Origin of the sequence: Fundidesulfovibrio terrae, from assembly GCF_022808915.1 — a bacterium.
In the GTDB taxonomy this organism is placed as follows: Bacteria; Desulfobacterota; Desulfovibrionia; order Desulfovibrionales; family Desulfovibrionaceae; genus Fundidesulfovibrio; species Fundidesulfovibrio terrae.
Window position 1 is genome coordinate 443299 of the sequence record NZ_JAKZFS010000002.1, and the last position, 24851, is coordinate 468149.

The window sequence follows — 24851 nt, forward strand, 5'->3', positions numbered from 1 at the left end:
CGCGCAGCATCCGTGACATGAAATTTATTTTGAGATTTGCCTTTACATTTTTCTGAACGTGTGCATATAAGTGTACGGTCGAGTCGAACAACGAGCATGAATTTTTTGGATCTTGGGCTTTTCCGATGTGCAGCTCCAAGCGATGCGAAAAAAACAGTGCCAAAAAAGGGAGCAACAGCCCATGTCTAAGAAACTCTATGTTGGAAATCTTTCCTTCAATTCCACCGAAGACGACATCCGTAACCAGTTCGCCACCTTCGGCGAAGTCATCAGCGTCAGCCTCATCACCGATCGCGAAACCGGCCGCCTCCGCGGTTTCGGCTTCGTGGAGATGGACGACGAAGGCGCCAAGGCGGCCATCCAGGGCATGGACGGCAAGGACTTCGGCGGCCGCACTCTGAAGGTCAACGAAGCCGAGGAAAGGTCCCGCTCCGGCGGCGGCCGTGGCGGAGACCGCCGCTGGTAGTATCAAGAATTCTTAACGGGCGCAGCCCGTTATAAGTGAAGGGCCAGGACAATCTCCTGGCCCTTTTTCATTTTCCGCATCGTACGTTCTCTTTGGCGCGATCACTCTTCCAAACGAATTCAAGACTCCTTTTCTCTCCCGCTCCGGTATACTGAGCCAAATTGTCACACCTCGTCTGCGGGGTATGTCATTTTGACCCACTCGAGTCTATTCCTTCATAATAATTGGCTTAATTTTGCACCTTCGTCCCGGGGAAGTTCCGGGAAGTCCTGGCCCGGCTCCTGCGGACAAGACAAGTTGCGTCCTCCCAGAGGCCACGAATCGCCTTCATCAGTCCAGCGTACTGAATTCAAAGAACAAAAAAGTTGGCCTGAAAGTTGCCTTGGAGAGGGAAAGCACGCGCAACGCCCTGCGCGAACACAACCAACCCCAACCCAAGGAGATGAAAGTCATGGCTGTGATCGAACAAGTCTACGGTTTCTTCATCCCTAGCGTTACCCTGATCGGCATCGGCGCCTCCAAGGCCATCCCTGAGAAGATCAAGGCCCTCGGCGGTTCCAAGCCCCTCATCGTCACTGACAAGGGTATCGTGAAGGCGGGCATCTGCAAGCAGATCACCGACCTGCTCGACGCGGCCAAGATGTCCTACGTGGTCTACGACGACACCATCCCCAACCCCACGGACGAGAACGTTCACTCCGGCGTCGAAGTCTACAAGAAGAACAAGTGCGACAGCCTGATCACCCTGGGCGGCGGTTCTTCCCACGACTGCGGCAAGGGCATCGGCCTCGTGGTCGCCAACGGCGGCAAGATCCACGACTTCGAGGGCGTGGACAAGTCCACCAAGCCCATGCCTCCCTACCTGGCCGTGAACACCACCGCGGGCACCGCCTCCGAAATGACCCGCTTCTGCATCATCACCGACCTGTCCCGCCACGTGAAGATGGCCATCGTGGACTGGCGCGTCACCCCCAACATGGCCATCGACGATCCCATGCTGATGGTCGGCATGCCCCCGTCGCTTACCGCGGCCACCGGCATGGACGCCCTGACCCACGCCGTGGAAGCCTACGTTTCCACCATCGCCACCCCCATGACCGACTCGGCCGCCGAGAAGGCCATCGAGCTGATCTTCAAGTCCCTGCGCAAGGCCGTGGCCAACGGCAAGGACCTGTCCGCCCGCGAAGACATGTGCTTCGCCCAGTACCTGGCCGGCATGGCCTTCAACAACGCCAGCCTCGGCCACGTGCACGCCATGGCTCACCAGCTGGGCGGCTTCTACGACCTGCCCCACGGCGAGTGCAACGCCATCCTGCTTCCCCATGTCGAGAAATTCAACCTGATCGCCAAGGTGGAGCGTTTCGCCAAGATGGCCCAGATCATGGGCGAGAACATCGAAGGGCTGTCCCCGCGCAAGGCCGCCGAAAAGGCCCTGGACGCCATCAGGGAACTGTCCTCCGACGTGGGCATCCCGGCCGGTCTGGTGGAGCTCGGCAAGCGTTACGGCAAGGACGTCAAGGCCAAGGACATCGAGACCATGACCAAGAACGCCCAGAAGGACGCCTGCGGCCTGACCAACCCCCGCTGCCCGTCGGACAAGGACGTTACCGCCATCTACACCGCGGCCCTGTAGTAAACACGCCACACCGCTTCGCGCGGCCCGGGGAGACGCAGGACTCCCCGGGCCTTGCGGGCGACACCCTCAAGCCACGGAAAGCATACTTATGGATGGAGTGAACTTGAACGCGTCCTACGACGCGGGCTTCGTGGAGCAGGTCCAGCAGGAGAGCGGGCAGAACATGAGCCTGTGCTACCAGTGCGGCAACTGCACGGCCGGATGCCCCTACACCTTCGTCTACGACATCCCGGTGAGCCAGATCATGCGCCTGGTGCAGGCCGGCCAGAAGCGCAGGGTGCTGGAATGCGCGTCCCTGTGGCTGTGCGCCACGTGCGAGTCCTGCACCACCCGCTGCCCCAACGAGATCGACGTGGCCCGGGTGATGGACGTGCTGCGCCATATGTCGCGGCGCCAGGGCTTCGCGGCAAGGCGGCCGGTGAAGGTGTTCTGGGACACCTTCCTGGAGTCCGTGCGCAGGCACGGCCGGGTGTTCGAGGCTGGGCTCCTGGCCAGCTACGTGACCAAGACCGGGCGTGTCTGGACCGACATGGACCTGGCCCCGCGCATCCTGCCCAAGGGCAAGCTCAAGCTCAAACCCCATCCCATCCAGGGCAGGGAAGAGATGGAAAAGATATTCAAGCGTTTCGAAGCGCGTGGAGGCCGTTCATGACCGAAGCCACCTACGCATATTACCCCGGCTGCTCGGGCCTGGGCACGTCCATCGAATACGACAGCTCCTCCCGGGCGGTCTGCCGGGCGCTGTTCATGAAGATTTCCGACGTGCCCGACTGGAGCTGCTGCGGTTCCACCCCGGCCCACACCGTGGACCACGTGCTCTCGGCGGCCCTGTCCGCGCGCAACCTGGCCCTGGTCGAGTCCATGGGACTCGACACGGTGGTGACGCCGTGCCCCAGTTGCCTGACCAACCTGCGCACGGCGTGCCACCGCATGGAGGACGCCGCCTTCAGCGCCGAAGTGAACGCCCTGCTGGACACTCCCTTCAAGGGGACGGTGCAGGCCAAGTCGCTTCTGCAGGCGCTCATCGAGGACGTCGGGCTGGAGATGATCGCCGCGTCCACCGTGAAGCCGCTCACGGGCCTCAAGGTCGCGCCGTACTACGGCTGCATCATGAACCGGCCCCCGGAGCTCATGCGCTTCGACGACCACGAGAACCCCGTGGCCATGGACCGCATCCTCGAGGCCATGGGGGCCGAGGTGGTCCCCTTCCCGCTTAAGGTGGAGTGCTGCGGCGCCTCCTTCGGGGTGCCCCGCAAGGACGTGGTGGCCAAGCTCTCGGGGCGGCTTCTTGAGACCGCCCGCGAACTGGGCGCGGACGCCATGGTCACGGCCTGCCCCCTGTGCCAGATGAACCTGGACCTCCGGCAGGAGCAGGCATCCCGGGCGGTCGGGACGCATTTCGAAATGCCGGTGTTCTATTTCACCCAGCTCATGGGTCTGGCCATGGGCGTGGCCGAGGCTGAGCTCGGGTTCGACAAGATCTGCGTGAGCCCCGCTCGGGCCCTGAGCCTCATAGGCTCGCCCGCGAGCAAGCCCGAGGGGCGCAAAGCGACATCCGGGGGGCAGGCATGAAGATCGGCGTATTCGTCTGCCACTGCGGCAGCAACATCGAGGGGACTGTGGACACGGCCGCCGTGGCCAGGGCCTCCATGGACTTTCCCGAGGTCGCCTACGCCGAGGACGTGATGTACTCCTGCTCCGAGCCCGGCCAGGAAGCCATCATCGAGGCCGTGCGCACCAAGGGGCTCACCGGCGTGGTCGTGGCCTCCTGCACGCCGCGCATGCACGAGCCCACCTTCCGCCGGGCCGTGGAGCGCGCGGGCCTGAACCGCTACATGCTGGAGATGGCCAACATCCGTGAGCACGTCTCCTGGATCGGCAAGGACCGCGAGGCCAACACCAACAAGGCCGCGGACCTCGTCCGCATCGCGGTGGAGAAGCTTCGCCGCAACCGGCCGCTCACTCCCAAAAGTTTCGACATCACCAGGCGGGTATTGGTGATCGGCGGCGGCGTGGCCGGAATCCAGGCCGCGCTGGACTGTGCCGACGGGGGGATGGAGGTGGTCCTCGTGGAGAGGACCTCCTCCATCGGCGGCAAGATGTCCAAGCTGGACAAGACCTTTCCCACCGTGGACTGCTCCAGCTGCATCCTGGGGCCAAAGATGGTGGACGTGGCCCAGCACCCCAACATCACCCTCTACGCCTACTCCGAGGTCGAGGAAATCTCGGGCTACGTGGGCAACTTCGACGTGAAGGTGCGCAAGAAGGCCAGCTACGTGGACTGGTCCAAGTGCACGGGCTGCGGGGCCTGCATGGAGAAATGCCCCAGCAAGAAGTCCCTGGACCGATTCAACGAAGGGCTCGGCGGGGCTCCGGCCATCAACATCCCGTTCCCCCAGGCCATCCCCAAGAAGGCGGTCATCGACCCGCAGTTCTGCCGCCAGTTCATCAAGGGCAAGTGCGGCGTGTGCGCCAAGATGTGCCCCACCGGGGCCATCGACTACAAGATGGCCGACGAGATCGTGGAGGAGAAGATCGGGGCCATCGTGGCCGCCACTGGCTTCGACCTCTTCGACCACTCCAAGTACGGCGAATACGGCGGCGGGCGCTACCCCGACGTGATCACCTCGCTGCAGTACGAGCGCCTGCTCTCTGCCTCCGGCCCCACGGGCGGGCACATCAAGCGCCCCTCCGACGGCAAGGAGCCCAAGAACGTGGTGTTCATCCAGTGCGTGGGCTCGCGCGATAAGTCGGTGGACCGCCCGTACTGTTCCGGATTCTGCTGCATGTACACGGCCAAGCAGGCCATCCTCACCAAGGACCACATCCCGGACAGCCAGTCCTACGTGTTCTACATGGACATCCGCGCTCCCGGAAAGATGTACGACGAGTTCACCCGCCGGGCCATGGAAGAGTACGGCGCGCGCTACGTGCGCGGGCGCGTGTCCATGATCGTGCCCAAGAACGACAAGCTGCTGGTGCGCGGGGCGGACACCCTCATGGGCACCCAGGTGGAGGTCGAGGCGGACCTGGTGGTGCTGGCCGTGGGCGCGGAAGCCGCCACGGGCTCGCCCCAGCTGGCCGAGAAGCTGCGCATCTCCTACGACAAGTACGGCTACTTCATGGAGAGCCACCCCAAGCTCAGGCCCGTGGAGACCAACACGGCCGGAGTCTACCTGGCCGGATGCGCCCAGGGCCCCAAGGACATCCCGTCCTCGGTGGGGCAGGGCAGCGCGGCGGCCGCCAAGGTGCTGGGGCTCTTCTCCAAGCAGAAGCTCGAGAGCGATCCCCAGATATCCCAGGTGAACCTGGCCCGCTGCGTCGGCTGCGGCAAGTGCGTGAGCACCTGCCCGTTCGGGGCCATCCACATGATCGACTTCCGGGGCCAGGAAAAGGCCGAGGTCATCGAGACGGTCTGCCAGGGCTGCGGCATCTGCGCCGTGACCTGCCCGCAGGGGGCCGTGCAGCTCGAGCACTTCACCGACAACCAGATTCTCGCGGAGGTGGAAGCGTTATGCCGGTTCTAGCAGGCAAGGAACTGCGCATCGTCGGATTCCTGTGCAACTGGTGCTCCTACGGCGGCGCGGACACGGCCGGGGTGGGACGCTTCACCCAGCCCACGGACCTGCGCATCATCCGGGTGCCGTGCTCGGGGCGCATCGATCCGCTGTTCATCGTCAAGGCGCTCCTGGGCGGGGCCGACGGCGTGCTGGTCTCGGGGTGCCATCCCCGCGACTGCCATTACGCCAGCGGCAACTTCTACGCCCGGCGCAGGCTGGAGGTGCTCAAGGGCATGCTGCCGATCCTGGGCATCGAGCCGGGGCGCTTCGAATACACCTGGGTGTCGGCCTCGGAAGGGCAGCGCTGGCAGCATGTGGTCACCACCTTCACCAACCAGATCCACGCCCTCGGGCCCACGCCCGTGAAGGACGTCCTGGGGGCCTGCCAGGGACTCCCCTCGCTCAAAGGAGGCGACCGTGCAGTCGCTTGAAGACATCAAAGCCAAAATCAAGGACGCGTTGCCGGGCCTGGACTGCGTCATCGGCTGGGAGCGCGGCTGGAGCCCGCTTCACGGCACGCCGCTTTTCATGCGCTCGCCCGAGGATGTGGACAGGCTGACCTGGGGGCCGTTCAATGTGGGCAACCCGGCCACCTACCTCACCGGTTTCAAGGGAAAGAAGGTCGGCGTGGTGGTCAAGGGCTGCGACAGCCGGTCCGTGGTGCAGCTCCTCCAGGAGAAGCTGGTGAAGCGCGAGGACGTGGTGGTCTTCGGCATGCCATGCGAGGGCGTGGTGGACCTGACCAAGGTTGCCCGCAAGGTGGGCGACATCGCCCTGGTGAACGCCGCCGTCCGCGCAGGCGGGACGCTTAGCGTCACCACCCCGGAAGGCATGGTTGAAATCCCCTGGGAGGAGGTGGCCGCCGACAAGTGCCTGTCCTGCCAATATCCCAACGCGCTGGTCTCGGACCACTTCGCGGGCGAGCCCCTGCCGCCGGCCATGGGCCGCGACCCGGCCGCCGAGCAGTTGGCGGCGCTCGAGGCCATGGCCCCGGCCGAGCTGTTCGCGCACTGGGCCAAGGTCATGGAGCGCTGCATCCGCTGCTACGCCTGCAGGAACGCCTGCCCCATGTGCGTCTGCCGCGACCACTGCATCGCCCAGACCCGTGATCCCCACTGGCTCACCCAGGAGGACAGCACCCGGGAGAAGCTCATGTTCCAGATGATCCACGCCCTGCACCTGGCCGGACGCTGCACCGAGTGCGGCGAATGCCAGCGCTCCTGCCCCGTGGACATCCCCATTCTGGCGCTCCGCCGCAAGCTGAACGCCGTGGTGAAGGACCTCTTCGACTACCAGGCCGGGGTCGATCCCCAGGCCGTGCCTCCGCTGTTCACCTTCCAGGTGGAAGAGGCCAAAATCAACGAACGGGGGTGGTGATGGAAACGGCCAAATTCCTGCCCGAATCGTCGCTTGAGGCATGGCTCGCCGAGCTTGCCTCTTCGGGCGAACTCATCGTGCCCAGGCGCGAGGGAGACGCCGTGGTCTTCGGCCCCTACGACCCCAACGTGCCCCTGGAGCTGTCCAGGGACGCGACGGCTCCGCCCAAGTCCGTGGTGTTCCCGGCCTGCGAGGAGCTCCTTCGCTACACGTACGTCAAGGATGCGGAAGATATCTCCAAGACCGGCATGTCCGTGGAGGAAGTCACGCCCGCCTGCGGCGCGGTGGTGTTCGGGGCCAGGCCCTGCGGGGCGCGCGGATTCACCGTGTACGACCGGGTGTTCGACGCGGAGGGCATGCGCGATCCCTATTACGCGGCTCGCCGCGCGGCCACGGCCTTCGTGACCCTGGCCTGCCGGGAGGCCGGAAGCGCCTGCTTCTGCCACTGGGTGGGATCCGGCCCGGCCGATCCGCAGGGCTCGGACGTGCTGCTCACACCGGTTCCCGGCGGCTACGTGGCCGAGGCCGTGACCGAGAAGGGCGCGGCGCTGCTCGCCTCGCCGCTTATGGCTCCTGCGGGCAAGCACGCTGGCGAGGCCAAGGCCGTGCGCGCCAAGGCCATGGAATCCCTGGACACCGCCCAGGACGTGTCTCCTGCCCGCGAAGCCCTGCTCGCGGCCTTCGACGACATGGACTTCTGGAACCGGATGTCCGCCAAGTGCATCAGCTGCGGGGCCTGCACCTACCTGTGCCCCACCTGCTATTGCTTCAACATCACCGACGAGGCCCAGGGCAACGGCGGCACGCGCCTGCGCTCCTGGGACAACTGCATGTCCTTCCAGTTCACACTGGAGGCCAGCGGACACAACCCCAGGCCCACCAAGGCCCACCGCCTGAAGAACCGGGTAGGGCACAAGTTCTCCTACTATCCGGGCATCCACGGCGGGGTAGTCGCCTGCTGCGGCTGCGGCCGGTGCATCCGGAGCTGCCCCGCCGGGGTGGACATCCGCGAGATCGTGCTGGCCGCCATGGAACGCGCCACCGCCAAGCCCCAGGAGTGATCCCATGACCAGTTTGAATCCCTACCTGCCGGACATGGCCACCATCCTGGAGACCGTGCAGGAGACCCCCACCATCAAGACCTTCCGCGTGCGCCTGGACAACGAGGCGCGCATGAAGGCCTTCACCTTCAAGCCCGGCCAGGTGGGCCAGCTCTCGGCCTTCGGGGTGGGCGAGTCCACCTTCGTCATCAACTCGCCCCCGACGCGCATGGATTACCTGCAGTTCAGCGTCATGCGCGCGGGCGAGGTCACCTCGCGGCTTCACGGCCTGGACGCGGGCGACAAGGTGGGTGTGCGCGCGCCGCTGGGCAACCACTTCCCGTACGAGTCCATGAAGGGCAAGGACATCGTGTTCATCGGCGGCGGCATCGGCATGGCCCCGCTGCGCACGCTCATGCTCTTCATGTTGGACAACCGCGCCGACTACGGCTCCATATCACTCCTGTACGGCGCGCGCAGTCCCGAGGACATGGCCTTCAAGTCCGAGCTGCCGGAATGGCTCTCGCGCAAGGACATGAACACGGTGCTGACCATCGACCGCGAGGCTCCAGGCTGGGAGCACAGGGTGGGGCTCATCCCCAACGTGCTGCGCGAGATGGCTCCCTCGGCGGAAAACTCCGTGGCCGTGACCTGCGGGCCGCCCATCATGATCAAGTTCACCCTCCAGGCTCTCAAAGAGCTGGGTTTCGCGGACGAACAGATCGTGACCACCCTGGAAAAACGCATGAAATGCGGAATAGGGTTGTGCGGCCGGTGCAATATCGGCGAGAAGTACGTGTGCGTGGACGGCCCGGTGTTCACCTATGCCGAGCTCAAGGCGCTTCCCAACGAACTGTAAACGTCCGGAGAGCACAATGGCTGAATTCTTCAGCGCGGCCGACGTGGTGGGCGCGGCGGTGGAAATGGAACGGCGGGGGCAGGCGCTTTATCGGCGCATGGCCCAGGTGGCCGAGAAGCCCGAGATCAAACGGTTCTTCGAGAACCTGGCCGGGGAGGAGCGCCGCCACGAGGAGCTCTTCGCGGCCATGGCCAAGCGCCTGGGCGCGGCCGAGCTGCCTGCCTGGAGCACCATGGAGGAGTACAGCGCCTATCTCGGCGCGCTGCTCGACTCCCACGCGCTCTTTTCGCCCGGGTTTGCCAAGGAGATGGCCGAAAAGTCCGGCCTCTTCGAGGAATCCGTGCGTGGCGCCATGAGCCTGGAGAAGGACTCCATGCTCTTCTTCCAGGAGATGCTCCAGCTCATCCCCGGGTCGGAGCATTCCTTCATACTGGAGTGTCTCGAGGAAGAGCGCCGCCACTTGCGCCAGCTCTCCGCCCTGCTCAAGAAATAGCCTCGTCCGGACATGCATCCGCGCGCGTGCGACGTGAAGGAGGGAGCATGTTTCTCGAAGAATTCTCGCTCGACGCGGCCGGAGTGTTTCCGCCGCCCCCGATCCCGGTCCACGACGCCCCGGCGCTGCCAGCGCCCGGGTCCCTGCTGGGGACGGGGGCGGCCCTGTTTCTGGGGTCGAACCTGTTCCCCGCCAGGACCATCAGAAAGCGCCACCACCTGTCCCGCGTGTCGCTGAACGTGGTGGCGGGAGGCCGGTCGGCGCTGTTCACCGGCGAGAGCCTGGACCAGTTCGACATGGACGTGTTCCTGTGCTGCGTGCTCAAGACGCTGCGCCGCGAAAAGCCGGTGCGCCGCTCCTTGCGCGAGTTCGTTCAGCTTCTCGGGCGCAGGCCCTCCCCTGTGACCGTGCGGCGGCTGGAGTCCAGCCTGTTCCGCCTGGCCTCGGCCAGGATCGAACTGGCCGACAGCCGTTTCGGCTGTTGCGCGCAGTTGGTGGAATCGGTGCTGGTGGACCGGGAGCTGGGCGTGTTCCGGGCCCAGGCCTCTCCCGAGGCGGTGGCTGCGCTGCGCGATGTCGAGGGCCTGGGCAGGCTTGCGCGGTTGCGCTTCGGCGTGGGTCCGGGGCCCCTTCTCAAATGGCTTGCCGGTCTTATTCTGGTGCTGGGCGACGAGGCGTGCCTGCTGACCATGGAGCGGCTGAGTTCCCTGTGCGGCTGGGAAGGGTACGACCTGAGGATTTTCGCCGCCCGGGCGCTTCCGGCCTTGAGGAGCCTTGTGGACATAGGGTACATCCATTCCATGAGCCAATGCCCGGACGGACGCATCATGATTCTTCCCGGTGCGGGCAGGAGGAGGGCGGCCGAATGCAGGTTGGTCTGGTAAGGTGCGCAGGATGAACGCCACCAAGTTCGCCATCCCGGAAATCATCTTCGGCCGCGGTTCCATGGTGCACGTGGCCCAATGCGCGCGCAGGCTCGGGGCCAAGCGGGTTCTTCTGGTCAGCGACGAGGGGCTCGAGAAGTCCGGCTGGGTCGAACGGGTCAAGGACATCCTGGAGGCCGACCGCCTGGAGTGGGTGTACTACGGCGACGTGAACTCCAACCCCCGCGACCACCAGGTGTCCACCGGAGCCAAGCTCTATCTGGAGACCGGCGCGGACGTCATCATCGCCATCGGCGGCGGCAGCCCCATCGACGCCGCCAAGGGCATCGCCATCCTGGCGGGCAACGGCGGAGCCATCTCCGACTACGAGGGGGCCAACCGCATCGAACGGCCGCTGCCGCCCATGATCTTTCTGCCCACCACGGCGGGCAGCGGCTCGGACGTGTCCCAGTTCTGCATCATCACCGACACGGCCCGCCATCTCAAGATGTCCATCATCAGCCGTTCGCTGGTGCCCAACATCTCCATCATCGATCCGCTCATATTGCTCACCAAGAGCCAGGAACTCATCATCGCCTCGGCCATCGACGCGTTTGCCCACGCGGTGGAGTCCTACGTGTCGCGCATCGCCTCGCCGTTCACGGAGATCCAGGCGCTTCGGGCCATCGAGCTCATCATGCGCAACCTCAAGCCGGCCGTGGAAGACCGCGACATCGACGCCCTTGAGCAGCTTTCCATCGCCAGCACGGCCGCCGGCATGTCCTTCTCCAACGCCGGGCTCGGGGCCGGGCACGCCCTGGCCCATTCCCTGGGCGGCATGTTCGACATCCTGCACGGCCTGGTGCACCCCATTCTGCTGCCCGCGGTCATGCGCTTCAACACCCCGGCCTGCGCGGACAAGATGGGCACCATCGGCAGGCTGGTGGTGGGCCGCGAGGACATGCCCTCGCGCCTGGCCGCCGAGGCGGGCATCGAGGTCCTGCGCGAATATTTCGCCGACCTGGGCGTCCCGGTGCATCTGCGCGACATCCTGCCGGACCGCTCTCCCCTGGAGACCCTGGCCTCGGCCGCCGTGGGCGACGCCTGCAACCTCACCAATCCCCGTGCCGCGGACGTGGAAAGCCTGCTGGGCATCTGCGAGGAGGCCTGGTGACGCGCCAGAACCCTTCCGTCGAAGACCTGATCGGCATCGAGCACTGCAAGCTCGGCTTTTACCAGGAGCTGCGCCAGAAGATCGAGGAGCTCCAGCAGGCCAGCCTGGAATCCGAGGAGCGCCGCCGAGAGGTCGCCGCCATCCTGGACGGCATCACGGACATCATGATGGTCCTCTCCGAGGATATGAGCATCATCTCCGTGAACCACGTCTTCGAGGAGGTCATGGGCATAAGCGATGCCGAGGGCCGCTACTGCTACGAGATCTTTCGCAACGAATCCCGCCCCTGTCCGGAATGCCCGGCCCACAAGTCCTTCGTCTCCGGGGATGTCTGCCGGGAGACGGCGATCTTCAAGGTGGGCGGGAAAAACCGCCAGTTCGAAATGGTGGCCTCGCCCATCCAGGACCCGGACAAGGACGAGCGGCGCATCCTCATCTTCAAGCGCGACGTCACCATGGAGAAGGAATACCAGGCCAAATTCTATCAGGCCGAGAAGATGGCCACCGTGGGCATGTTGGCCGCGGGCGTGGCCCACGAGGTGAACAACCCCCTGGCCTCCATCTCCGGTTTCGCCGAAGGGCTCAAGCGCCGCCTGGGCAAGCTGGAAGCCACGCCCGGACCGCTCCTTGACGACATCGAGGACTACGTGGACACCATCCTCAAGGAGTGCAACCGCTGCCGCGACATCGTGCGCACGCTGCTCACCTTCAGCCGGCCCGTGTCCTCGGGCTTCTCGCCCGTGAGCCTGAACGCCGTGGTGGAGGACACCCTCAAGCTCCTGCGCAGCCACATCAAGCAGAAGAGCCTCCAGCTGAGCATGGTCACGGTTCTGGCCGAGGACCTGCCGCTCATCTACGGCGACGAACCGCAACTCAAGCAGGTGGTGCTGAACCTGCTCATCAACGCCATCGACGCCGTGGACCAGACCGGCCTGGGCAAGGGCACCATCACCATCCGAACCTACCCCGAGGCCGGGGAGGGTGCGGGGCTTGTGGTGTCGGACACGGGCTGCGGCATCCCCAAGGAAAACCTGGACAAGCTCTTCGAACCTTTTTTCACCACCAAGCCCGTGGGCAAGGGCATCGGCATAGGTCTCTCGACGTGCTACGGCATCGTCAAGGAGCACCATGGAGAGATAGTCGTGTACAGCGAACACGAGAAAGGATCGCGCTTCATCGTCAGGCTGCCCGCCAACCCGGAGACGGCCGATGAGTAGCCCATATACCGTACTGGTCGTGGACGACGAGCAGTCCCTGACCAAGCTGTTCAAGAAGGAACTGGCCGCCCCGCACAGGATAATCCACACGGCTGGTTCCGGGCGCCAGGCCAAGGACATGTGCCGCAAGACCCAGTACGACATCATCGTGCTGGACCTGCGCCTGCCCGACGCCGGGGGGCTCGAGCTTCTTGTGGAGTTCCGCCGGCGCATCCCGGACGTGGAAGTGATCATGATCACCGGGCACGGCAACATCGACAGCGCCGTGGAGGCCATGAAGCTCGGGGCCTACGACTACCTGACCAAGCCCTTCAAGCTCGACGAGGTGGAGATCGTCGTCGAGCGCGCCTGGCAGAGGGTCTGCCTGCAGCGGGAGAACCGCAGCCTCAAGCACTCCCAGATGAGCGTGAAGCCGCCCATGCTGGTGGGCCTGTCCCAGGCGGTCAAGCAGATTCGCTACCTGGTGGAGAAGGTGGCCCCGACCGACGTGCCGGTGCTCATCACCGGCGACTCGGGCGTGGGCAAGGACGTGGTGGCCCACGCCATCCACACCTCCAGCAGGCGCGCGGACAAGCCGCTCATCATCAAAAACTGCGCCACCTTGCAGAAGGAGCTGTCGCGCAGCGAGCTTTTCGGCCACTGCCGGGGGGCGTTCACCGGGGCCTCCGAAAGCCAGGAGGGCCTGATGACCTTCGCCCACCAGGGCACGCTCTTCCTGGACGAGATCGGGGAGCTGCCCCTGGAGGTTCAAGGGTCGCTTTTGCGGGTGCTCGAGAGCAAGACCTACCGCCGGGTGGGTGAGAAGGACGAGCGCCATACCGACATCCGGCCGCTTTTCGCCACCAACCGCAGCCTCCAGGCCGAGGTGGAGGCCGGACGCTTCCACGAGGCGCTCTTCCACCGCATCAATGTCTTCAACATCCACATCCCCTCGCTGGCCGAGCGCAAGGAGGACATTCCGCTGCTGGTGGAATACTTCCTCAACCGCCTGAGTTCCGGCCAGGCCGTCTGCACGGTGACGGAGGGGGCCATGCGCTGCCTGCTGGGCTACACGTGGCCGGGCAACGTGCGCGAGCTCAGAAACGTCATCGAGCGGGGCATGATCCTGGCGGAGAACGGGCTCATCACCGAGCACGCCCTGCCGCGCGAACTTCTGGACAAGGGCGCGGAAAGCCAGGATGGCCTGTCGCTGGAGAGCATGGAGCGCATGCACATCGAACGGGTGCTTCACTTCCACAGCGGCAACCGGTCGCTGGCGTCCAACTCCCTGGGCATCAGCCGCAAGACCCTTTATCGCAAGATACTGGAATACGGGCTGGAGTAGCTGGGCCGCAATGGTTCCGCCGCCGCGGGTTCGAGGAATCCCGTCGTGTCCTGCGCTCTCGCGGTGATGCTGTTGCGGGTCAGAGGGTGCGGGCGGGCGGCCAGGCGTCCAGGTTCAAAGCCCTGAGTTCCGGGGCGCCCTTGCGGTAGGCGATGACGTTCAGGCAGGCGTGGTCCTGCCCCAGGCGGAACAGCCCGGCCAGGGGCATGCCCAACAGGCGGCAGAGGATGGCCCGGTTGACGCCCGCGTGGGCCACGATCAGGAGGGTCGCTCCGTCGGCAATCCGGTTTTCCGCAAGAATTCCTTCGAAAGCGCAGCAGGCCCTGTGCGCCACATCCTCGAAGCTCTCCCCGCCCGGCACGCGAAAGCCTGCCATGTCCGCCCCCCGCGCCTCGTGCTGTCCGGGAAAGCGGGCCTTGACCTCCTCGGCCGTGAGCCCGTCCCATTCCCCCAGTGCTATCTCGCGCAGCCCGGCCAGGGGCACGGCTTGAAGGGGTCTTCCTTCGAGGACGATCTCCGCCGTTTCCCGGCAGCGCGACAGGTCCGAGCACCAGGCCCCGGCGTAGTCGACGCCCGACAGGGCTTCGCGCCAGAGCAGGGCCTGGGCGCGGCCCGAGTCCGAAAGAGGCACGTCGCGTTGCCCCAGGAAGCGCCGGGGGGATTCCTGCCCGGTCTCGCCGTGGCGCATGAGGTGGACGGTGAGGTTCACGGGCGGGCCTCGGCCAAGGCTGGCCGCCAGGCTGGGCCGGGGTGCGCCAGGTTCACCGGCCTCGAATGCGCCGGCGTCGCGAGATGCACGCTCACGCGCTCCCCCGCTTTGCGCGAGCCTGGATGAGTTCGGCCACGATGCTCACGGCGATCTCCTCGGGCGTCTCCGCGCCGATGTCCAACCCGACAGGGCAGTGCACGCGCTGGAAATCGGCGTCGGTGAACCCTTTCTCGCGCAGCCGGCCGTAGACGCTGTCGCGCTTGCGGCGGCTGCCGATCATGCCGATGTACCCGGCCGGGGTGCGCAGGGCCTGGGCCAGCACGTCCGCGTCATGGACGTGGCCGCGCGTCACGATGACCACCGAGGACTCCGGCCCCACGGGCATCCCCTCCAGGCAGGAGCGCAGGTCGCGCACGGATATTTCGTGGGCCGTGGGGAAACGCTCGCTGCTGGCGAATTCAGGCCGGTCGTCCAGGACGGTCACGCGAAATCCCGCCAGGGCGGCCACCTGGGTCGTGGGGCGCGAGACGTGCCCCGCCCCGGCGATGTACAAGGGCGCCGGTCCGGTCCAGGGCTCCAGGAGCCACCGCGTATCCATGACCGCGAACACCACGGGCGCGCGCAGGTCTCGGCCTGCCGCGCGGGCGTTCTCCAGGAGCGCTCCCGGAAGCTCCGCGCCCAGGGACGGGCCTCGCACAGGGGCCAGGGTGCGCGCTCCGCCTCCCATGGGCACGGCCATCAGGCAGCGCTCGCCGCGCTCCAGGCGCTCGAGCAGCTGCGCATACAGCTCGCCCTCCGGCCCCGGGTCGATGCGCTCCAGAAAAACGCGCAGCTTGCCGCCGCAGACCATGTCCGCCCCGGCGGCCAACTCGCCGGTCAAGTCGAAGTCCACCACGCCGGGGACGCCGTCCGCCAGCACCCGGGAGGCGGCCGTAAGCACCCGGGCTTCCACGAGGCCGCCCCCCACCGTGCCGTGCATCTCCCCGCCGCCCCGCACGATCATCTTGCTGCCCGCGCCGCGCGGGGTCGATCCTTCATGGGTGACGATGGTGGCCGCCGCAACGGGAGTCCCCTCCCCAAGCCAAGCAACGAGAGTCCTGAGCAGATCGGTCATGTCTGGTTCGCCGTTCCTTTCTCGGGGACCACGACCTGAAAGCCGTCCCCGGTTCGTTCGATGCGCCCGGTGATGGGCCCGAGTCTGCGGAGCGTGCTGCCGCACGGGCACGGCCCGGACAGCATCCGGGCCACGTCCCCGGTGCGGTAGCGCAGAAGCGGCATGCCCCGGCGCGACAGCGTGCTCACCACCACTTCGCCCTCGCGCCCGTCGGCGACGGCTTCCCCGGTGAGCGGGTCGGCGATCTCCACATAGATGTCGGCCTCGCGCAGATGGTAGCCGTGGTGGGCGCTGCATTCCACGCCGCCGCCGAAGCAGGTCTCGGTGAGCCCGTAGTGGGCGAAGATTTCGATCCCCGCCGCCTGGGCCGCCTCGCGAAGGCTCCCGGGAACGGGCTCGCCGGAGAGGAGCGCACGGTCGAGCCGGTCCGGCCAGTCCCGGCCGTCCGGGGAGAGTTTAAGCAGCGCGCGCAGTTGCGAGGGGATGGCCGCCAGGCAGGTGATGGCCTCTTCGTTCATGAGCCGTATCGCCTCCTGCGGCGGGCAGGGCTGCGGGGCCAGCACCGGGCGAACGCCGATGTCCCCGAGCGCCCTGGCCAGAAGAAGCGCCGCACCGTCCTCGCGGCGGCCGGGCAGGAGGATCAGCAACGCGTCCCCGGGGCCGGTGAAGGATGCCATGCCCACCCGGAAGAAATCGAGCGTGGCGGCCAGGTCTTCGCTGGTGAAAAACAGGCGCTTGGGCCTGCCCGTGGTGCCTGAGGTGGAGAGCGTGACCACGCGGTCAACCTCGCCCTGGGACACGCAGAGCATGTGTTCGCCGTGCTCGCGCAGGTGTTCGGCCGTGGTGAAGGGCAGGACGGGGAACCGGGCCGGGTTGGTGGCGGGCCTGGCCGCGAGTCCGCGCAGGCGTTCGGCGTAGAAGGGGCTTCTGAGCCTTGCCCATTCGGCCATGGCGCGCAGGCGCTCGGCCTGCCAGCGGCGAAGCTTGGCCGGGTCCGGGCCGTGGATGCCGGTGGAAAGCGCTATCCAGGCGTCGAGGGGGCTTCGCATGAGCATCAGGACGGGCCTCCGTGCGCGCCCCGGTGCAGCGGGCGGCCGCTGGCCGAGGTGAGGTTGTACAGGCAGAAGGGAATCAGCGAACCGTCCGGGGCGGCCACGTGGATGCAGCAGCCGCGCGCCCGCTCCAGGTCGATGGTCCAGGCGTCCTGGAAGGCCATGCAGGAGATGGTGAAGCGGTTGCGGGTGCCGGACTCGGCCAGGAACCGGTCGAAATCGTCGGCCATGGGACCCGGCGGGGGGGGCGCGTCAGGCGCGGACCACTGCCGGGCGGTGAATGCGCGGGACTTGACCGCCCCTTCCAGGGCGGTGGGGATGTCTTGCGGGGCCGGGGCGCAGCAGTTGGAGGCGGCGGCCATGGGCGACAGGCCGCCCTCCCGGCGCAGGAACGTGCCCGAAAAGGAGCACAGCTCGTGCTCGCAGCAGGGGGGATGGAAATCGCATGTCCTTAAAAGGCCCTGCGTCTGGGATTCCAGGGCCGAGAGCACCTCGGGCAGGGTGGGGCCGTGCAGGCCGCGTTCGCCATTGCCGCCCGGATGGCGGCCGAAGGCGGCCATGGGCTGGAAGTGCACCCCGCGCACGATGGGGCCAAGGGTCAGCGCCAGGCGGATGATGTCGCCGCACTCGGCGTCGTTGACCCCGCGCGCAAGCGTCGGCACCAGCACCACGCCGAGCCCGGCCTCGGCGCAGGCCTCCACGGCTTTGAGCTTCGCGGCCAGGAGAGGGCGGCCGCGCAGGATCATGCAGGCCTGGTCCGAGCCGTCGAACTGCAGAAACACCGAGGAAAGCCCGGCCTCGGCCTGCCGCCTGGCGAAGCCCTTCTCGCGCCCCAGGCGCAGGCCGTTGGTGTTGAGCTGCACGAGGGGGAATCCGGCCCGCGCGGCCTCCGAGACGATCTGCTCCAGGTCGTCCCGCACGGTGGGCTCTCCCCCGGAAATCTGGAGGTTGCAGGCTCCGGCCCTGGCCTGGATGTCCCGGAACATGCGGGTGAGGTCGTCAAGGCTTGGGTCCCGCGGTCCGCCGTTCAGGCCGGACGACGCGAAACAGACCGGGCAGCCCAGGTCGCAACGCGCGGTGATCTCCACCAGGGCAGTGCAAGTGTGCTGGGCGTGGTCCGGGCACAGGCCGCAGTCGAAGGGGCAGCCGTCCCGGGAGGCCCCCTCCGGATTGGGCGGAGAGGGAGTCTTGGCCCGCCGCCAGGAGGCCATGGGAGGCTCGCCGCGCCAGATGGGCACGCTTGCCTCCCCATGCTCGGGGCAGGTGCGGGTGAGGCGCACCACGCCGCCCGAACCCACGCGCCGCGCGGGCAGGCGCTTCAGGCACACCGGGCACAGGCTCGACGTGTCGCCCAGATGATCGCCGGACATGGATTACCGCCCCGCCTCGGACGGGTCCACGCCCATGCCGGTCAGGATGGTCAGGATCTGCGCCCAGGCTTCGCCGATCAGCTCGGCGCAGCGGCTCAGGTCCGGCTTCTCCTCGAAGCATTCGCCCAGGATCTCCGCGCAGGCCGTTCCGCCGTATGGGGTGGTGCGCTCGGTGAACCAGTCCACGAATTCCGATACCGCCAGGTCGGCCTTGTCCGACGGGGATTCCTCGTCCGAACCCTTGCCCAGGTAGAGCGACAGCACGCAAGCCCCGCCGCTGAGCACGCCGCAGGTCCTGCCGCACTGCCCCATGCCGTGGCACAGCCCGCCCAGCGCCCGGACGAGACCCGGGTTTTCCTCCCCCCGGGCCTGGAGGGCCAGGAGCCCCAGCATCTGGCTGCAGCAGTAGCCCTTGGCCGCCAGGGGCAGGATGTCCAGGAGATAACCGCTCATACGTCCTCCGCTGTCGCGATGCACAGATAGTAGCCGGGCCGGCCCGCGCCCGAGCAGCCGATGCCCAGCTCCGCCCGGTCGAGCCCGGCGAAGACCAGGCGCCCGGCCAGCTCGGCCAGGAGCCTGCTATGGTCCTCGAAGACGCGCACGCAAAAACCCGCGCCGCGCAGGCGGTCCTCCATCTCGGGCCGGGACACGGCCCCGGAGGCGCACCCGGCCGCCCTGGGAGCGAGGGCGTCCACGGGGTCGCGCAGGTAGATGTCCGTCAGCAGGAGGAGTCCGCCGGGAGCGAGAATGCGGCGCATTTCCGCGAGCGCCAGACGCGGATCGCGGGTGACGGTGAGCACGCATTCGCACAGCACGGCCGCGAACGCTCCCGAGCGCAAGGGGATGGCCTCGGCCGTGCCCCGCACCAGCGCGCCGGCCGGGCCAGACGCTTCCAGTTCGCGGGCCTCGGCCAGAAGGCGCGGCGACGGGTCCAGGCCGATGGGGGTAAATCCCTGCCCGGCAAGCAGCTTGAGACTTGCTCCCCGGCCGCAGCCTACGTCGGCCACGGGCGCTCCCGGCGCGAGCAGGCAGTGCTCCAGGGCCAGGGAGGTGAGCCGCGTACCGCCCGGGCGCAGGGCTTGCCCGGCCACGTCGCGGAAGGCTTCGCGTTCGAAGAGCGGGACCGGGTCCATGCTACTTGTCCTCCAGCAGCTGTTCCACTTCGGCCATCTTGCCCAGGGCCAGGTTCTCCGGTGCCAGCACCAGCCCGCATCCGGGGCACGTGAGCAGGGTGATGGTGAAGGCGCTGCCCAGATAGCCGGCCACCACCGGGCCGGGAACGAGCTGCGTCCCGCAGGAGCAGGACCAGTCGCCGTCGCCGGGCAGGTAGACGTGCTGGCCGCCCGCGCCGGTCTGTCCGGAATGCGCCCCCTGGCCTCCATCCCCGGCCGGTCCGGTGAGTTCCATGCGGTGGCTCCAGGCCCGCGTGACTAGAAGTCCCGCGCTCTCGCGCCGGTATTCCACCCAGTAGGTCACACGCCGGGGCCTGAGGCTGGCCAGCATCCGGCCGGACGCTTTTTCCACGAACATGCGGCCCGTGCGCTCGGCCTCGCCCAGCACGGCCTGAACGTCTTCGCGCAGGATGCGCCGTTCCTCCATCAATTCGGGTACGCCCGGCGCGTAGGACACTGCCACCCGGTCCGGTCCGCCCGAGGTTTCCTCGCCCCACACCTCGTGCAAAAGCGCTTCCTTCAGGCGGGCGCGGTTCTCGTGGCGCTGGGAGAAGCCGGGGCCCTTGGCCGCCGGGTCCGTTTCCGGAGCGGGAAAGAGGAAGTCCAGCACGTGCCAGGCCCGTTTGCCCTCGGCGGACAGCCTGTCGCGGCACATGGAGCACGACGCGGCCACGTCCAGTGGTGTCTCCCCGGCCCGGCGCGCGGCCACGGTCCGGGCCATGGCCGGGTTGGCGTTGCCCATGAGCCCGCCGTAGCCGCAGCACTCGGTGAATTGGCCCGAGAGCGCCAGTTCCTCGAAGGGGACATCCGCGTGGCGCAGGGCTCGACGCACGGCCTGGCGCACCGGCTCGTCGTGGCGCAGGGTGCAGGGGTCGTGCACGGCCACCGGGCCTGCGGGACGCGCGCCGGAAGGGGACGGCAGTCCGGTCTGCCCGAAGGCTTCCCAGAGGGACATGGGGGCGAGTTCCGGGAGGCGCTCCCGGAACACCGCCAGGCACGAGGAGCAGGCCGTGATCACCCGCGGGGCGCCCAGGCCCTTCCAGAGAGCGCGGAGTTGTTCGGCGGACTCATCGAAGAGGTCGTCGCGCCCTGCCCACCGGGCCGGAATGCCGCAGCAGCGAAGCATCAGTCCCACCCCGCCCGGCAGGCGCTGCCGCAGGAAGGCGTATACGGAGGCCGCGTGGTGCGGGTGGGAGGCTGCCAGCTGGCAGCCGGGGAAGAACAGGAAGGCGCTTGCGTCCTTGCCCGGTGCGTTCCTGGCCAGGGCGAAGCCTTCGCTGTTGCTCGCGGCCATGTCCTCCAGGGCGAACTCGTGGGCGGACGGGGGCATCTTGGCGCGTTCCACCATGTCGCGCCGCGCGGTGATGCACAGATCGCCCATGTGGAAGCGCTCCGGGCAGACCTCGGCGCACAGCCCGCACAGGCTGCACGAGTTGATCATGGTGTTGGCCTGGTGCACGCCCTGGACGATGGCCGCGTTGTTGTAGATCTGGCGGGCGTATTTCTTGGGATAGCCCTTGTAGTGTTCCAGGTAGGCGCAGACCTTGACGCACTCCAGGCACTGGCAGTCCAGGCAGCGGGCGGCCTCGCTCGCGGCCTCCCCGGCGCTGTACAGGCCCTCCGCACCGGCGGGGACGATCCGGGCGCTTAGCTCCACCCCTTTGAGCGAGGTGAAAAGCCGCGTTGCGACCGGCCCCTCCTTCTCGCGCGAAGCGGTGAGCGACGCCCCGGACATGTGCCGGTCCATGGAGGCCGCCGCGCGCCTGCCGTCGGCCGCCTCGGAGATGGCCGAAAACGTCCCGTCCGGGGCGGGCCAGCCGCCGCAGAACACCGCCGATGCCCCGGCTTCTTCCTGCCCGGGGCCTGTCGATGGGGAAGGTCCCGCGCCCCTGCCCGCGTCAGGGCACCGCAGCGTCAGGGGGTCCACGTCATCGCGCCGGGCCGGGCACCAGGGCGCGCCGTATTCCACGAACACGGCGTCGAACCCGCGGCGCGCCTCTTCGAAAATCTGGGGCGAAAATTCCTGCCCGGGGCGAAACTCCAAGCCCATGGCCGACATCCTGGCGATTTCGCGCTCGAGGTCGGCCGGGGGCAGGATATCCTCGGGCATGGCCCGCAGACGCCCGCCCGGCGCGTCGCCGGGGAAAATCATGGTGACGCCGAAGCCCTTGCGGATGAGGTCCCAGGCGCAGGTCAGGGCGGAGAGGTCCGACCCCAGCACTCCGGCCATCTTGCCCTTCCCGGGCAGCACCAGGGGCTTGGGGCCGGGACGCGAAAGGCGCACGCAGGCCCGCTCAAGCGCTCCGATGGCCAGCGGCTCGCCGGCCTCGCGCCGCTTGCACACGTCCTCGCAGGGATGGTCGCAGATCGCGCCAAGCACGGCGGGCAGGGGCATGGTCTTTTCGAGAATCTTCCGGGCCGCGTCGAAATCTCCGGCCTTCATGCGTTCCATGAAGGCGCGCGCGTCCACGTGGATGGGGCAGGCCGCCTGGCACCAGGGCGGCTCCTCCTGGATGCAGCGTCTTTCCCAATCGCGCAGATCCTGCTGTTCCATGTGACATCCATGGGTTGAGGGAGCGGGCGTTTTTCGCCCGCTCCCTCTTTGCGGTTCATTCGGTTTGCGCCTCGGGGCGCTTTCGTCTCGACGTTACTTCGCGGCCGCAAGGCCCGCCAGCACCTTTTCCGGCAGGGCCGGGAGTTTGGTGATGCGCACGCCGCAGGCGTCGTAGATGGCGTTGATGACCGCCGCGTGGGGGCAGGTCAGGGGCAGCTCGCCCGAACCCGACGCGCCGTGCGGACCGTGGGCGCGCGGAGTCTCCACGTACATGAGCTCGATGTCGTCGGGAATCTGCAAGGCGTAGGGGAAGCCCGCGCCCACCAGGGTGGAGTGCTTCTTGATGTCCTCGAAGTCCTCGGTGAGGGCCAGGCCGATGCCCTGGGCGATGCCGCCGAACATCTGGCCGTCCACCACGAGCTTGTTGCAGATGGTGCCCAGGTCGGCCACCAGGGTCATCTTCTCCACGGTGACCTTGCCGGTGGCCACCTCGACGGCTACTTCGGACATGAACAGGCCATACATATAGCAGCTGAAGGGGTTGCCCACGCCGTTTTCGTCGCAGTGGGTGGCCGGGGCGGTCCACTGGCCGGTGTACTTGGTGGGGATCTTCTCGGCCACCATCTCCTTGTAGGTGCGGTAGGTCTTGTCGGCCTTGCGCATGCCCGCCATGAGGAGCTCGCAGCCAGCCACGATGGCCTTGCCCACCATCACCTGGGAGCGGCTGCCGCCCGCCGGGCCGGAGTTGGGGGCCACGCTGGTGTCGTTCATCACCAGCCTGATCTGGTCGGGCCTGATGCCCATGGGGCGCAGGGCTTCGTGGGCGGTGGCGAGCGTGCCCATGTCCGCGCCCTGGCCGTGGTCCTCCCAGGTGTTGAAGATGGTGATGGTGCCGTCGGGACCCAGCTCCACGTACGCCTCGGAGGCGTCTGGGCCGTCGAGGCCTGCGCCGTACACGCCAAGCGAGATGCCCACGCCGCGCTTGGTCCCGGCGGTGGAGTTCTTTTTCGCCTTGGCCTTGGCGGCCTCGTACTTGGGACGCAGCTTGTCGATCATCTCGGGCAGGCTGTAGACCTCGGGCTCCTGGCCATTGGGGGTGGTGTCGCCCTTGCGGTAGCAGTTGAGGTAGCGCAGCTCCAGGGGGTCCATGCCGATCTTCTCGGCCAGCTCGTCTATGAGCACTTCCGAGGCGAACTCGCTCTGGGGCGAGCCGTAGCCGCGGAAGGCCGAGCCCCAGGCGTGGTTGGTGCACACGGTGCGGCCCTCGCCCCGGATGCTCGGGATGGAGTAGCCCGCGCCGATGAACTGCGCGCCGCGAAGGGTCAGCAGGTCGCCGAACTCGGAGTAGGGGCCGTGGTCCACGGTCCAGTCGCTCTCCATGCCCAGCAGCTTGCCGTCCTTGCCGGCGGCCATGCGCACGTTCATGAAGAACGGCGAGCGCTTGCCGGTATAGGTCTGCTGCTGGTGGTAGTCGTAGCAGAGGAACACCGGGCGGCCGGTGGCCAGGGCGGCCACGCCGACCAGGGCTTCCATGGTGGGGCTGAACTTGTAGCCGAAAGTGCCGCCGGCCGGGTTCTGGATCATGACCAGCTTATCGGCCTCGACGCCCAGGCCCGGGGCGATCATGTACAGGTGCAGGTGCAGGCCGATGGACTTGGAGTGGATCACCAGCTTGCCCTCGTCGTTTACGTAGGCGAAGCCGACGTCGGGCTCGATGGGCAGGTGGGGCTGGCGTCCCACGTAGAAGTCGTCCTCCACCACCACGGGGGCCTTGTCGAAGACCGGCTTGGTGTCGGAGCCCTTCACGATCTTCTGCGTGAAGTAGATGTTGGGCGTGCCGGGGTGGATCTCGATGGCGTCGTCGGCCATGGCCGCCGGGGCGCTCATGTACGCGGGCAACTCTTCCAGCTTCACCTTGACCTTGGCGGCGGCCGCCTTGGCATTGTGCTCGGTGTCGGCGCAGACGATGGCGATGGCGTCGCCGTACTGGAAGACCTTCTCGTCGCAGAGGATGGGGCGGTCCCAGCCGTCACCCTTGTTGGTGGGGAAGGTGATGAGGCCGGTGATGCGGTTCTTGCCTTTGACGTCCTTGTGGGTGAGCACGCTGTGCACGCCGGGCATCTTGAGGGCCTCGGAGGTGTCGATGCCCTTGATGTTGGCGTGGGACACCGTGGCTTGGACCAGGGCCATGTGCAGGGTGTTCTCGGGCATCTTCACGCCCAGGTCCGCGCCATAGTCGCAGGTGCCGGTGACCTTGGCCTCGGCGCTGGGGCGGGGGAAGTTGGTGCCCCAGATGCGCCCGTCCTTGGGCAGCTTGTAGGCCAGGTCGGACATCTTCAGCTTGCCCTGCAGCACCTTGGCCGCGTCCATGACCGCGTCCACCAGGGGCTTGTAGCCGGTGCAGCGGCAGGCGTTGCGGTTCTTCTGGAACCACTCGCGCACTTCCTCGCGGGTGGGGTCGGCGTTTGCGTCGAGCAGCGCCTTGGCGGAAACGATGAAGCCGGGCGAGCAGAAGCCGCACTGCGCCGCGCCGTGGACCATCCAGGCCAGCTGCAGGGGATGGAGGTTGCCGGGCTGTCCCAGGCCTTCGATGGTGTAGATGTCGGCGCCGTCGGCCACGCGCTTCATCTTGGTCACGCAGGAGCGAACCAGCTTGCCGCTGACGATGACGTTGCACGCGCCGCACTGGCCCTCGCCGCAGCCCACCTTGGTGCCGGTGAGCTTGAGCTGCTTGCGCAGCACGTTGGCCAGGGTTTCGTCCTGGTCCGTCACCACGGTCTGGGGTTTGCCGTTGATGATAAGGCTCCTCTTGATCATTCCCTGCCTCCTTGTCGCATCGGGTTGAAGTCGTGGTCACGGATGGTCCGGCGG

At 67.2% G+C, this 24851-nt stretch carries 22 protein-coding genes; 14 read left to right on the forward strand and 8 right to left on the reverse strand.

Annotated elements, in window-relative coordinates:
• Positions 1–181: 181 nt before the first annotated feature.
• The 14 genes from ML540_RS09150 (at position 182) to ML540_RS09215 (ending at position 14009) form a co-directional block, all read left to right on the forward strand.
• Complete coding sequence (locus ML540_RS09150; RefSeq protein WP_243360173.1) at positions 182–466, forward strand: RNA recognition motif domain-containing protein; 285 nt, start codon at positions 182–184, stop codon at positions 464–466.
• 451 nt (positions 467–917) lie between these two features.
• Positions 918–2099: an iron-containing alcohol dehydrogenase gene (locus ML540_RS09155; protein ID WP_243360175.1), complete on the forward strand. Its 1182-nt coding sequence runs from the start codon at positions 918–920 to the stop codon at positions 2097–2099.
• Positions 2100–2190: 91 nt separating this feature from the next.
• Entirely contained in the window at positions 2191–2754 is a 564-nt protein-coding gene (locus tag ML540_RS09160; RefSeq protein WP_243360178.1) for a 4Fe-4S dicluster domain-containing protein, read from the forward strand.
• Positions 2751–3674, forward strand: a complete 924-nt coding sequence (locus ML540_RS09165; protein WP_243360180.1) for a CoB--CoM heterodisulfide reductase iron-sulfur subunit B family protein — start codon at positions 2751–2753, stop codon at positions 3672–3674. Before ML540_RS09160 ends, ML540_RS09165 begins: the two co-directional genes overlap by 4 nt.
• On the forward strand, positions 3671–5629 hold the full coding sequence (locus ML540_RS09170) for a CoB--CoM heterodisulfide reductase iron-sulfur subunit A family protein (protein WP_243360182.1): 1959 nt from the start codon (positions 3671–3673) through the stop codon (positions 5627–5629). Before ML540_RS09165 ends, ML540_RS09170 begins: the two co-directional genes overlap by 4 nt.
• Positions 5617–6093: a hydrogenase iron-sulfur subunit gene (locus ML540_RS09175; protein WP_243360183.1), complete on the forward strand. Its 477-nt coding sequence runs from the start codon at positions 5617–5619 to the stop codon at positions 6091–6093. The genes ML540_RS09170 and ML540_RS09175 overlap by 13 nt, the downstream gene beginning before the upstream one ends.
• Positions 6080–7039 carry a 4Fe-4S dicluster domain-containing protein gene (locus ML540_RS09180; RefSeq protein ID WP_243360184.1) on the forward strand — a complete coding sequence of 320 codons (960 nt, stop codon included), beginning with the start codon at positions 6080–6082 and terminating at the stop codon, positions 7037–7039. The genes ML540_RS09175 and ML540_RS09180 overlap by 14 nt, the downstream gene beginning before the upstream one ends.
• A complete protein-coding gene (locus ML540_RS09185; RefSeq protein ID WP_243360185.1) occupies positions 7039–8100 on the forward strand; it encodes a 4Fe-4S dicluster domain-containing protein in 1062 nt (353 codons plus the stop codon). The genes ML540_RS09180 and ML540_RS09185 overlap by 1 nt, the downstream gene beginning before the upstream one ends.
• A gap of 4 nt (positions 8101–8104) precedes the next feature.
• Complete coding sequence (locus tag ML540_RS09190; RefSeq protein WP_243360186.1) at positions 8105–8938, forward strand: FAD/NAD(P)-binding protein; 834 nt, start codon at positions 8105–8107, stop codon at positions 8936–8938.
• Between the two features lie 16 nt (positions 8939–8954).
• Complete coding sequence (locus tag ML540_RS09195; RefSeq protein ID WP_243360187.1) at positions 8955–9431, forward strand: ferritin-like domain-containing protein; 477 nt, start codon at positions 8955–8957, stop codon at positions 9429–9431.
• Positions 9432–9478: 47 nt separating this feature from the next.
• The gene (locus tag ML540_RS09200; RefSeq protein WP_243360188.1) at positions 9479–10315 is read left to right on the forward strand and encodes a hypothetical protein; all 837 of its coding nucleotides are present in this window, start codon (positions 9479–9481) and stop codon (positions 10313–10315) included.
• Between the two features lie 10 nt (positions 10316–10325).
• Positions 10326–11468, forward strand: coding sequence for an iron-containing alcohol dehydrogenase (locus tag ML540_RS09205; RefSeq protein WP_243360189.1), 1143 nt, complete (start codon positions 10326–10328; stop codon positions 11466–11468).
• Positions 11465–12685: a two-component system sensor histidine kinase NtrB gene (locus ML540_RS09210; RefSeq protein WP_243360191.1), complete on the forward strand. Its 1221-nt coding sequence runs from the start codon at positions 11465–11467 to the stop codon at positions 12683–12685. The genes ML540_RS09205 and ML540_RS09210 overlap by 4 nt, the downstream gene beginning before the upstream one ends.
• Positions 12678–14009, forward strand: coding sequence for a sigma-54-dependent transcriptional regulator (locus ML540_RS09215; RefSeq protein ID WP_243360192.1), 1332 nt, complete (start codon positions 12678–12680; stop codon positions 14007–14009). Before ML540_RS09210 ends, ML540_RS09215 begins: the two co-directional genes overlap by 8 nt.
• A gap of 79 nt (positions 14010–14088) precedes the next feature.
• On the opposite strand, the gene ML540_RS09220 is transcribed toward ML540_RS09215, so the two are convergent.
• The 8 genes from ML540_RS09220 to ML540_RS09255 all read right to left on the reverse strand — a co-directional run bounded on the left by ML540_RS09220 (position 14089) and on the right by ML540_RS09255 (position 24797).
• Complete coding sequence (locus ML540_RS09220; protein ID WP_243360193.1) at positions 14089–14718, reverse strand: histidine phosphatase family protein; 630 nt, start codon at positions 14716–14718, stop codon at positions 14089–14091.
• A gap of 91 nt (positions 14719–14809) precedes the next feature.
• The gene (locus ML540_RS09225; RefSeq protein ID WP_243360194.1) at positions 14810–15832 is read right to left on the reverse strand and encodes an XdhC family aldehyde oxidoreductase maturation factor; all 1023 of its coding nucleotides are present in this window, start codon (positions 15830–15832) and stop codon (positions 14810–14812) included.
• Positions 15829–16887, reverse strand: coding sequence for a DVU_1553 family AMP-dependent CoA ligase (locus ML540_RS09230; RefSeq protein WP_243360195.1), 1059 nt, complete (start codon positions 16885–16887; stop codon positions 15829–15831). The genes ML540_RS09225 and ML540_RS09230 overlap by 4 nt, the downstream gene beginning before the upstream one ends.
• Complete coding sequence (gene trsS, locus ML540_RS09235; RefSeq protein ID WP_243360196.1) at positions 16887–18254, reverse strand: radical SAM (seleno)protein TrsS; 1368 nt, start codon at positions 18252–18254, stop codon at positions 16887–16889. The genes ML540_RS09230 and trsS overlap by 1 nt, the downstream gene beginning before the upstream one ends.
• A 3-nt stretch (positions 18255–18257) precedes the next feature.
• Positions 18258–18707, reverse strand: coding sequence for a DVU_1555 family C-GCAxxG-C-C protein (locus tag ML540_RS09240; RefSeq protein WP_243360197.1), 450 nt, complete (start codon positions 18705–18707; stop codon positions 18258–18260).
• Positions 18704–19387, reverse strand: coding sequence for a DVU_1556 family methyltransferase (gene trsM, locus ML540_RS09245; protein ID WP_243360198.1), 684 nt, complete (start codon positions 19385–19387; stop codon positions 18704–18706). Before trsM ends, ML540_RS09240 begins: the two co-directional genes overlap by 4 nt.
• Before the next feature lies 1 nt (position 19388).
• Complete coding sequence (locus ML540_RS09250; protein WP_243360199.1) at positions 19389–21980, reverse strand: pyridine nucleotide-disulfide oxidoreductase/dicluster-binding protein; 2592 nt, start codon at positions 21978–21980, stop codon at positions 19389–19391.
• Between the two features lie 93 nt (positions 21981–22073).
• Positions 22074–24797: a molybdopterin-dependent aldehyde oxidoreductase gene (locus ML540_RS09255; protein WP_243360200.1), complete on the reverse strand. Its 2724-nt coding sequence runs from the start codon at positions 24795–24797 to the stop codon at positions 22074–22076.
• Positions 24798–24851: the final 54 nt, after the last annotated feature.

Bases quoted from the DNA above. Each gene is read 5' to 3' on its own strand.
- ML540_RS09240 (WP_243360197.1), bottom strand. From the start codon at position 18,707: ATGAGCGGTTATCTCCTGGACATCCTGCCCCTGGCGGCCAAGGGCTAC.
- ML540_RS09185 (WP_243360185.1), top strand. From the start codon at position 7,039: ATGGAAACGGCCAAATTCCTGCCCGAATCGTCGCTTGAGGCATGGCTC.
- ML540_RS09205 (WP_243360189.1), top strand. From the start codon at position 10,326: ATGAACGCCACCAAGTTCGCCATCCCGGAAATCATCTTCGGCCGCGGT.
- trsM (WP_243360198.1), bottom strand. From the start codon at position 19,387: ATGGACCCGGTCCCGCTCTTCGAACGCGAAGCCTTCCGCGACGTGGCC.
- ML540_RS09255 (WP_243360200.1), bottom strand. From the start codon at position 24,797: ATGATCAAGAGGAGCCTTATCATCAACGGCAAACCCCAGACCGTGGTG.
- ML540_RS09165 (WP_243360180.1), top strand. From the start codon at position 2,751: ATGACCGAAGCCACCTACGCATATTACCCCGGCTGCTCGGGCCTGGGC.
- ML540_RS09195 (WP_243360187.1), top strand. From the start codon at position 8,955: ATGGCTGAATTCTTCAGCGCGGCCGACGTGGTGGGCGCGGCGGTGGAA.
- ML540_RS09215 (WP_243360192.1), top strand. From the start codon at position 12,678: ATGAGTAGCCCATATACCGTACTGGTCGTGGACGACGAGCAGTCCCTG.
- ML540_RS09190 (WP_243360186.1), top strand. From the start codon at position 8,105: ATGACCAGTTTGAATCCCTACCTGCCGGACATGGCCACCATCCTGGAG.
- trsS (WP_243360196.1), bottom strand. From the start codon at position 18,254: ATGTCCGGCGATCATCTGGGCGACACGTCGAGCCTGTGCCCGGTGTGC.
- ML540_RS09250 (WP_243360199.1), bottom strand. From the start codon at position 21,980: ATGGAACAGCAGGATCTGCGCGATTGGGAAAGACGCTGCATCCAGGAG.
- ML540_RS09200 (WP_243360188.1), top strand. From the start codon at position 9,479: ATGTTTCTCGAAGAATTCTCGCTCGACGCGGCCGGAGTGTTTCCGCCG.
- ML540_RS09230 (WP_243360195.1), bottom strand. From the start codon at position 16,887: ATGCTCATGCGAAGCCCCCTCGACGCCTGGATAGCGCTTTCCACCGGC.
- ML540_RS09175 (WP_243360183.1), top strand. From the start codon at position 5,617: ATGCCGGTTCTAGCAGGCAAGGAACTGCGCATCGTCGGATTCCTGTGC.
- ML540_RS09155 (WP_243360175.1), top strand. From the start codon at position 918: ATGGCTGTGATCGAACAAGTCTACGGTTTCTTCATCCCTAGCGTTACC.
- ML540_RS09170 (WP_243360182.1), top strand. From the start codon at position 3,671: ATGAAGATCGGCGTATTCGTCTGCCACTGCGGCAGCAACATCGAGGGG.
- ML540_RS09150 (WP_243360173.1), top strand. From the start codon at position 182: ATGTCTAAGAAACTCTATGTTGGAAATCTTTCCTTCAATTCCACCGAA.
- ML540_RS09160 (WP_243360178.1), top strand. From the start codon at position 2,191: ATGGATGGAGTGAACTTGAACGCGTCCTACGACGCGGGCTTCGTGGAG.
- ML540_RS09225 (WP_243360194.1), bottom strand. From the start codon at position 15,832: ATGACCGATCTGCTCAGGACTCTCGTTGCTTGGCTTGGGGAGGGGACT.